The organism is Aeromonas sp. 600774 (genome assembly GCF_049175075.1).
Classification (GTDB): Bacteria; Pseudomonadota; Gammaproteobacteria; order Enterobacterales; family Aeromonadaceae; genus Aeromonas; species Aeromonas veronii_A.
On the sequence record NZ_JAAKUJ010000010.1, the window covers coordinates 194652 to 203916 of the forward strand.

General features: G+C 51.9%; 6 protein-coding genes. All 6 read left to right on the plus strand.

The window, feature by feature from the left end; all coding sequences use genetic code 11:
• Positions 1-318: 318 nt before the first annotated feature.
• Positions 319-2463 (plus strand): type I secretion system permease/ATPase, encoded by a 2145-nt coding sequence (locus G5171_RS12930; protein ID WP_335844055.1) that lies wholly within the window; start codon positions 319-321, stop codon positions 2461-2463.
• Complete coding sequence (locus G5171_RS12935; protein WP_203117815.1) at positions 2456-3889, plus strand: HlyD family type I secretion periplasmic adaptor subunit; 1434 nt, start codon at positions 2456-2458, stop codon at positions 3887-3889. The genes G5171_RS12930 and G5171_RS12935 overlap by 8 nt, the downstream gene beginning before the upstream one ends.
• A 37-nt stretch (positions 3890-3926) precedes the next feature.
• A complete protein-coding gene (locus G5171_RS12940; RefSeq protein WP_005346740.1) occupies positions 3927-5252 on the plus strand; it encodes a TolC family outer membrane protein in 1326 nt (441 codons plus the stop codon).
• A gap of 135 nt (positions 5253-5387) precedes the next feature.
• The gene (locus tag G5171_RS12945) at positions 5388-6140 is read left to right on the plus strand and encodes a transglutaminase-like cysteine peptidase (protein WP_337072857.1); all 753 of its coding nucleotides are present in this window, start codon (positions 5388-5390) and stop codon (positions 6138-6140) included.
• Between the two features lie 3 nt (positions 6141-6143).
• Complete coding sequence (locus G5171_RS12950) at positions 6144-8069, plus strand: EAL domain-containing protein (protein WP_042056178.1); 1926 nt, start codon at positions 6144-6146, stop codon at positions 8067-8069.
• Positions 8070-8337: 268 nt separating this feature from the next.
• A partial coding sequence (locus tag G5171_RS12955) for a retention module-containing protein (RefSeq protein ID WP_421260290.1) occupies positions 8338-9265 on the plus strand: 928 nt, incomplete at its 3' end.

A 9265-nucleotide genomic window follows, 5' to 3' on the forward strand; every position in this document is an offset into this window, starting at 1 on the left:
CTAAACTATAGTTTTGGTACGTGCCGGTTGATATAGTGGTGCGCCATAATAAATGTCATTATCAATTAACTCCGGCATTCACCCTGATTGCAGTGTTAGCATGGTGTTGATGAGCCGATTATTTTTACCAATAACGAATCATGCCGCCATTGCTGCTGTGCCGGGAAATTGGGGATGAGTGTCGCGATCTATCTGGACAGGTTTATCCCCTGATCAGTCTCATCAGCGGGAAGGCCACTCGGTTTTAGCGTGGCTATAGCAGGGAAATATGAGCGATGAACGCTCTTATCTACCTCATTTATGCAGTGACAGGATGCTATGCAAGCAGAAACAAGTCGTATTGATGAGTTATTGGAGTGTCTGGTCTTCTTGACCCGCTTTTATGGTGTGCCCAACAGCCAAGATGCCCTGACGACCGGGTTGCCACTGGTCTCCGGGCGCCTGACTACCGCACTCTTTTGCCGTGCTGCCGAGCGGGGCGGGTTATCCGCCCGTGAAGTGATACAGCCACTGGCCGATATTTCTCCCTTGCTGCTGCCTTGTGTATTGCAGATGCGCAATGGTGGCGCCTGCATTTTGCTGGAGTGGAACGAAGATCGCAGCCAAGGGAAAGTGATTTTCCCGCAGGCAGGTGATGCAGCCCAATGGCTAACCGCAGCCCAGTTGGGTGATGAGTATCTGGGGCGCCTCTTCTACGTGAAGAAGCAGTTCAAGTTTGACGAGCGCTCTCCCAAGGTGTTGGAAACCCGTGATGGACACTGGTTCTGGAGCACCTTGTTCGAATCCCGCGGCATCTATCGCGATGTGCTTATTGCCTCCATTCTGATCAACCTGTTTGCCATTGCCAGCCCCCTTTTTACCATGAACGTCTATGACAAGATTGTGCCCAATCTGGCATTTGATTCACTCTGGGTGCTGGCGGTCGGGGCCATGGTGGTCTTTACCTTCGATTTTGTGATGCGGCAGCTACGCAGTTACTTTATCGATATCGCCGGAAAAAAGTCCGATGTGCTGCTGTCGGCCAAGATTTTCGCCAAGGTGATGGGCATGCGGATGGAGTCTCGCCCCGCTTCCACCGGCGCGTTCGCCAAACATCTGCAGGAGTTTGAATCGGTGCGGGAGTTTTTCACCTCCGCGACGGTTTCTACTCTTATCGATCTGCCCTTTGCCATCTTCTTCCTCTTTATTATCTGGATGTTTGCCGGCGTGATGGTGGTGGTCCCTATCGTCGCCATGCTGATCCTGATCGCTTACAGTTTTTATATTCAGGAGCCCCTCAAGCAGTCCATCGAAGAGGGATCACGTCTTGCATCCCAGAAGAACGCCAACCTGATTGAAAGTATTTCCGGGCTGGAAACCGTCAAAATTTTCGGTGCCGAGAGCATGTTCCAGCATCGCTGGGAACAGGCCGTTTCCCATATTTCCACCTGGGGCGTACAGACCCGCCGTATTACCAACTCCATGTCTTCACTGGCTAGTTATATCCAGCAGGTGGTGACGGTCGGTCTGGTGATCGTCGGTGTTTACCAGATCTCCGAAGGCTTGGTCACTATGGGTGGCATGATTGCCGCCGTGATGCTCTCCAGCCGTGCCATTGCGCCCATGGTACAACTCTCGGTGTTGTCGACCCGTTATAACCAGGCCAAGTCTGCACTGGATATTCTGGAAAAAATCATGCAAACCCCGGGGGAGCAGGAGGAGGGCAAGCAATATATCCATCATCCGGTGCTTGCCGGTCGAATTGAATTCGAGAATGTTTCGTTCAAATATCCGGGAATGGAAACTAGCACTCTGCACAATATCAATTTGCGCATTCAGCCGGGCGAAAAGGTGGCGATTATCGGTCGGATTGGGGCGGGTAAAACGACCCTTGAGAAGCTGTTGATGGGGCTGTATCGACCGACCGATGGTTCTGTTCGCCTCGATGGTTTTGAAATCGACCAGCTGCCTCCGTCAGTGATCCGCCGCAATATCGGCTGTGTACCGCAAGATGTCATTCTCTTCTTTGGCTCCGTGCGAGACAATATCATGCTGGGTAATCCGCTGGTGGATGATGTGAGAGTCTTGCGCGCCGCCAAGCGGGCGGGTGTTACCAACTTTACCAACCGCGATCCCAACGGGCTGGATCGGCAGATAGGCGAGGGTGGCCGTCAGCTTTCCGGTGGCCAGCGTCAGTCGATCCTTCTGGCACGCGCCCTGCTTAATGATCCCCCCATTCTGGTGATGGATGAGCCGACCTCCAACATGGACAACCAGTCCGAGATGCAGGTCAAACAGGAGCTTGCCAGACTGGGCCCGGAAACCACATTGATCCTCATCACTCACAAAACCTCGATGCTGGATGTGGCATCGCGAGTGATCGTCATCGAGCAGGGACAGATAGTGGCTGATGGCCCCAAAGAGGTGGTGTTACAGCAGTTGAAGGAAGGCAAAGTGCGCGTGCAGGAGGTGTCCCATGGTTAAGGGGCTCATGGACTGGTTCAAGCGCAGCAAAAAGGCGCCTTCCGGCGATGTATTGCCGGCGCCCGAGCATCTGGAGTTTGTCGATGACGGTGCGGCAGCTGTGCTGCTCACCACGCCGACCGGTGCCCGCATCCTGTTGTGGTGTTGTTTCCTCTTTTTCATGAGTGCCATCGTCTGGGCGGCCTGGGCTGAGCTGGATGAAGTCACCGTGGGTCAGGGCAAAGTTATTCCGTCACGCCAGCTGCAGGTGATCCAGAACCTGGAAGGGGGGATCGTCAAAGAGATCTTCGTCAAAGAGGGGGATATCGTCGAAAAGGGGCAGCCGCTGCTGCGTATTGATGACACCCGTTTCCGCTCCGATTTTAGAGAACGGGAGCAGGAGGTGGTAACTCTCAAGGGGGATGTGGCTCGTCTGCGGGCCGAGATGGCCAGCGTCGAGGTGAAAAACGACCCGGCACTGGGGTGGCGTGAGCAGGTCGTGGTAGGCGAAGCGCCAATCCAGTTCCCCGATGGTTATGAAACCGTCTTTGCCGAATATGCGCACCGTGAGCGCTCTGTACAGCGGGATCGCCTCAATAACCTGAAGAACCAGCTCTATATTCTTGGTCAGCAAATCGAACAGAAAGAGCAGGAGCTGATTGAACTGAATGCCAAGATCCGCACTGTGAATCGCAGTGTGGATCTGGCCAGACAAGAGCTGAATATTAGCCGTCCACTGGCGAAAGAGGGCATAGTGCCGCAAGTGGAGCTAATCAAGCTGGAACGGCAGGTTAACGAAATGCAGGGGGAACTGGAGAGTAACCGTCTGCTGATCCCAAAACTCAATTCGGTGCTGCGTGAGACCATCTCCAAGCGTAATGATATTGCGCTGAAGTTCAGGGCAGACTCCCAGACTGAACTGAATGAGAAGCAAGGGCGACTTGGCCAGTTGTCAGAAGGGCAGGTTGGCTTGCGAGACAGGGTTGACCGAACCAGCGTAATTGCTCCGCTCAAAGGAACCATCAAGAAGCTCAAGATCAACACGTTGGGCGGTGTGGTTCAGCCCGGCATGGATCTAATGGAGATTGTGCCGCTGGAGGATACCTTGCTGGTAGAAGCCAAGGTGTCACCGAAAGATATCGCCTTCCTGCGACCGGGGCTGGATGCCATCGTCAAAATTACTGCCTACGACTTTACAATCTATGGAGGATTGCATGGCAAGGTTGAACAGATAAGTGCTGATTCGATCCAGGATGAGGAGGGGAACTCCTTTTATCTGGTTCGGGTTCGGACAGAGAAGAGTTACTTGGGCGATGAGCTTAACGCACTTCCCATCATCCCCGGTATGTTAGCCAGTGCTGATATCATTACTGGTAAAAAAAGTGTCCTAGACTATTTGCTTAAGCCGATCTTACGGGCAAAGCAGTCGGCACTGAGAGAACGATAAGCCAACAATCTAAAAACAAAACATGACTGGAGATAACATGAAAAAAACGATTGTTGCCATGCTGGTCAGTGGCTGCACCCTGATCCCGAGTTTGGGTCAGGCTCAGACTCTGGAAGAGTCGGTGGCACAGACACTTGCTACGCACCCCAAGATCAAGGAAGCCTTTGATCTGTATCAGGCACGACTCTATCAGCATGATGGAGCCAAGGGTGGCTATTATCCTACGATCGATCTGCGTGGTGGCGTAGGCTATGAAAAAACTGACAGCCCTTCTACCCGTGCTGCCAGCGCCAACAGCAATATCGATGATTCCATGACTCGCAAGGAGGCTGGACTCAGTTTGCGGCAAATGTTGTTTGATGGCTTTGATGTCAGCAACAACGTCTCCAGAACCGAAGCTGAAGCCAATGCCCAGCGTCTGGCGATGATCTCCGAAGCTGAAAATACCGCGCTGCGAGTAGCTGAGGTCTACCTCAATATGCTGCGCCAGCAGGAGATCCTGGAACTCTCCAAACAGAACCTGGAAACCCACGAACAGATCCGCAGCGACATCAGCAAGCGGACTGATTCAGGGCTTGGCTCTACTGCGGATCAGACCCAGATTGAAGGTCGTGTTGCCCGGGCCTATTCAAATCAGGCCGCTGCTGAAAACAACTATCGCGACGCAGAGAGTGAATTTATTCGTGTCGTGAACGAGGTGCCCAAAGATCTGGTACAGCCGGTTCCCAATACCGAGCTTATACCGACCAGCCTCGATAGTGCGCTGAAAACAGCGACCGAAGTCCACCCGACCCTGCTCTCTTCCCTGCAGGATATCGAAGCGGCCAAGTATCAACATGAAGGCGCCAAATCCGGTTTCTACCCGAATGTAACATTCGAGGTCGATCAGAACTGGAATGAGGATATCGATGCAGTCAAAGGGCGCAACGATGATCTGACCGCAATGGTGCGCATGCGTTACAACCTGTTCCGTGGCGGTTCTGATGTGGCAGAGAGCAATGCAACATCGGCGCTCTACTCTCAGGCGAAAGACATTCATTTGAATGCGTTTCGCCAGGTTGAGGAAGGCACTCGTCTGGCCTGGAACGCGAAAGAGTCGCTGGCCAAGCAGAAGACCTTCCTGAAAGAGCATGTTGACGCCAGCTATGACACCGTACAGGCATACAAGAAGCAGTTTGGTTTGGGTCAACGGACATTGCTGGACGTATTGAACACCGAGAACGAATTGTTCGAGGCGCGTCGCAGCTATATCACTGCCGAGTATGATGCACTGCTGGCTGACTATCGCATTCTCAACGCGACAGGCAGTCTGCTCAATGCATTTAGCGTCAAACAACCCGCTGAATGGCAGGCCAGGCAATAACTGTTTGTTCATGATCCCGCAGGGATGATGAACGCCAACATGGTGACTGCTGCTGGCAGTCACCATGTTTGGCTAACGCAGGTTGTTGTACGAGCTTTGAGGAGTGCAGCAGTAATAATGCAGCAGGAATATGATGTGACACTCCAGCGCGGAACCGGTAGCCGATGGTGTTATCTTCTCAATGAATGGAGATACAGATCCCTACGCGCTCTGCGCCACTCCTTATGGATCCTGCTGCTACCCTTCTCACTTCTGCTCTGTGCCAGTCAGCCTCTGTCACAGGAAGATCTCAACTTGATCAAACGGGCGGAGCAGACCTATGGCGCCAGAGCCGGCAAGCGTGTAACCAGTTGGCGTATGCTGGTCATGGAGACGAAGGGCAGGGCCCTGAGCGAAGAAAAAAAGCTTGAGCGGGTTAATAATTTTTTCAATCGGATGCGTTTTATTGACGATATCAAGTTGTGGCGCAAAAAGGATTATTGGGCAACCCCGCTAGAATTTTTGGGGGCCGCCGGGGGAGACTGTGAAGATTTCAGTATCGCCAAATACTCTACGTTGCTCGAGCTTGGGATCCCGGATGATAAAATGCGGATGGTGTACGTCAAGGCTCTTGATTACAACCAGTTTCACATGGTGGTGGCATATTATGAGACACCCTCTTCCGTTCCGGTTATTTTGGATAATTTGATAGGCTCGATTCGCCCTGCCACACAGCGGCGTGATCTGGTGCCTATTTACAGTTTTAACGGTAGTCACTTGTGGTTGATGAAGGCACGAGGCCAAGGGGAACTGGCTGGTCAATCATCCCGCTTGGGATTATGGAATGATTTACGCAATCGCATGACCTCGGGGCGATTGGCTCGGCCAGTGGTGAATTTGGATGATTAACCTATGACGCTCTATCGACAGTTATTAGCCACCATGCTGCTGCTGTTTGGATTGTTATTTGCGGCCACATACTGGGTGCAATTCAATTCAACCCGCACTTATCTGGCGCAGCAACAGGAAACAACGGTCATCAATACGGCAACCTCGCTGGGGCTTGCGCTCACCCCCTATCTGGAAAACGGTGACAAGGTCGGTGCCGAGTCGGTGATCCAGGCCATTTTTGATGGTGGCTATTATCGACTGGTTCGCCTTGATCTGCTGGCATCAAAGGATGTCATCGAGCAGGAAAATACCAACAATATTCAGGGGGTACCGCGGTGGTTTGTAAATTTGGGACTATTTCCTGAGGTATCCAACGAGTCAATTCTGACGTCTGGCTGGTTGCAGCTTGGAAAATTAAAAGTAGTGGGTCACCCCGGCCAGGCTTACTACGAGTTGTGGCGGGGGATGAGCGAGCTGGCGAGCTGGTTTCTGGTCGGCTTTTTGATCACCACAATTTTGTTGATGAGAGCACTCAACTACTTGCTCAAGCCACTCAAACAGATCTGTGATCAAGCCGTCGAGATCGAGCTGCACCATTTCGGCCATACGATCCCGGAGCCTAAAACCCATGAATTGAAGCAGGTCGTTCAGGCGATCAACACCCTCTCAAGCAAGTTGGCGCTGCAGTTTAAAGAGCAAGCCGATGAGGCCGAAAAATTGCGTGAGCGGGTTTATGTCGATGCCGTATCGGGACTGGGCAACAGAGCCTATTTTGTAGGCCAGGTAAACGCATGGATAGCGGAGGCTGGCCAAGGTGGCGTCATGCTGGTTGCGGTCGACATGCTGGATGATATCTATCGCGATGAAGGCTTTGCTGCCCGCGACAACATGGTCAAATCGATAGCTCAGGCTTTGAAAGAGCAATTAAAAGGGTGGGATGGCGCAGCCTTGGCACGGATCTCCGCGACGGAATATGCGCTGCTCTGTCCAACTGACGATCTGACTCAGCTAAAAGAGCTGGCTGAAGTGATTAATAGCCGCATTGCCGATCTTGTGGTGAATCCAATGGGCGAAGGGGATGCGCTCTCCGTCATTGGTATTGCCGGTCGTGATGGCAATGATGATCTCTCCGCCTTGTTGACCAAAGCCGATAATGCGCTTGGCAAGGCGCGTAATGAACGCCGTGGTGCTGTGGTGATGGAAGGAGGCACCGAGCAAGGTTTGATGGGGCGTTTGGCCTGGCGAGATCTGGTACAAGATGCCATTTCACGACAACTTTGGCGCTTTAAAGCTCAACCAGCATGCCGGTTTGATAATGGTGCCAGATTACATGCCGAGCTGTTTGCGTCTATCTCTCGGGATGGCACAGATTATTTTGCCGGTCAGTTCTTGCCCGCGATTGAACAGTTCAAACTGGGTGGCGAGTTTGACCAAGCGGTGCTTGATGCTTGCGTTCCATTACTGCAAAAACAGTCTGATCTGGTACTGGCGATCAACATCACTGCTGGCTCGCTCTGCTCGGATGAATTTTTAACTTGGCTGACGCGCTATCTGACCGAGCATGCAGAGCTGAAAGAGCGGTTGTTATTTGAAATACCTGAAGCTGCCATCATGAAACATAAAGACAACGTGGCTGCGTTGGTGGGCACCTTGCAAGCTCATGGCTTCCAGTGGGGGGTTGACCACTATGGTCGTCACTTCCAGTCTCTGGGCTATCTGGAGGAGTTGTCGCCGGCTTATGTCAAGGTCGATCACGGTTATACCAGTCAGGTCATGGAGCCGGGGGCTGACACCTCATTCCTGGCTGCAGTGTGTCGCGCCGCACACAATGCTGGTGTGACCACCATTGCAACCCGCGTCGAAGATCAACATCAAGTGGAACTGCTTTCCAAGTTGCATATCGATGGTTATCAGGGATTTGTGCATCCTGCCTTCCCCCTATCTTGATTGATATGTGCATTGCAAATTCAGCCCCAAACAGGGCTGTTTTTATATCAATAAATTATGTTTTTGATTTTTTTATTATTAAATCAACATGGGGTCTATTTGGTTCTCATCATATCGTTATGATTTTAAAAAAGAAAAACTAATCTTTCGATTTTATTCTCTATATCTGTTTGAGAGCAGTCAAATCTATACATTATTGCAACGGAAAAGCACGGTATCTCCCTCTACGGTGTAGACATCAAGATCTGTCACCATTGGAGCAATGGATATGCGTACCCAAATCATCGACAAGTCCGTGGTTGTCTCTGCGATTGAAGGTAATGTGGAGATTGTGCTGGCTGATGGAAGCAGCCGCCCTCTGCAAAGAGGGGAAATTCTCCAACCCGGGGCCAAATTAGCCATAGCGGATGATGCAAAGCTAGCTCTTTCACCTTACGACGATACTCCTGCATCGGATGTTCCAGCAGGTTCCGAGTCTGCTGAATCTGCTCAACCGCAAGTTGCGGCAAGCCAGGAAGGTGCTCCTTCAGATATTGCCGCATTGCAAGAATCTATTCTGCAGGGTGTTGACCCGACTCAAAACTTTGAGGCTTCTGCTGCCGGTGGGGCACCAGCAGCAGGTGGTGGCGGTATTGGTGGGGTAGCGGGAGCAAGCGGCAACGGTGGTTTTGTCACCATTGATAGAACTGGTGATGCGACAATTGCCGAGGCCGGTTTTGATACTAATTATCAGGCTGCTCCCTTTATTAATACAGAGCAAGTGCCTGAACCACTGTTGGAACCAGAGCCAGTAACGAATATATTGCTGGATGAGAGCGAAGTATTTTCGATGGATGAAGATACTACCGTCAGTGGTGATCTTTTGGTTAACAGTACCAACCCAGATGGCCCCCTGACTCAATCCATCATTAGCTATAGCTGGGGCAGTAATATTGATGTTCCCGCTGGTGTGACATCGATCCTGACTGGGATTGGTACGCTAGTCATCAATAGTGATGGCACTTTTACCTTTACCCCCGCCCCTGACTATTCTGGCGCCGCTCCTACGGTGAGTTATCTGGTCACCGATAGCTCCGATGTTGTTACTTCTACCTTGACACTGACAGTGGCACCACAAGGTGACATCGACTTCAACGTCGAGGCGCTGAATGCGGGTGCGACCGAGACGGATGGCACGGTACAGGTGCTGCTGACCA

What these genes read in the sequence shown, in the direction of transcription:
- G5171_RS12930 (WP_335844055.1), top strand. Translation starts at nt 319, where the DNA reads ATGCAAGCAGAAACAAGTCGTATTGATGAGTTATTGGAGTGTCTGGTC.
- G5171_RS12935 (WP_203117815.1), top strand. Translation starts at nt 2,456, where the DNA reads ATGGTTAAGGGGCTCATGGACTGGTTCAAGCGCAGCAAAAAGGCGCCT.
- G5171_RS12940 (WP_005346740.1), top strand. Translation starts at nt 3,927, where the DNA reads ATGAAAAAAACGATTGTTGCCATGCTGGTCAGTGGCTGCACCCTGATC.
- G5171_RS12950 (WP_042056178.1), top strand. Translation starts at nt 6,144, where the DNA reads ATGACGCTCTATCGACAGTTATTAGCCACCATGCTGCTGCTGTTTGGA.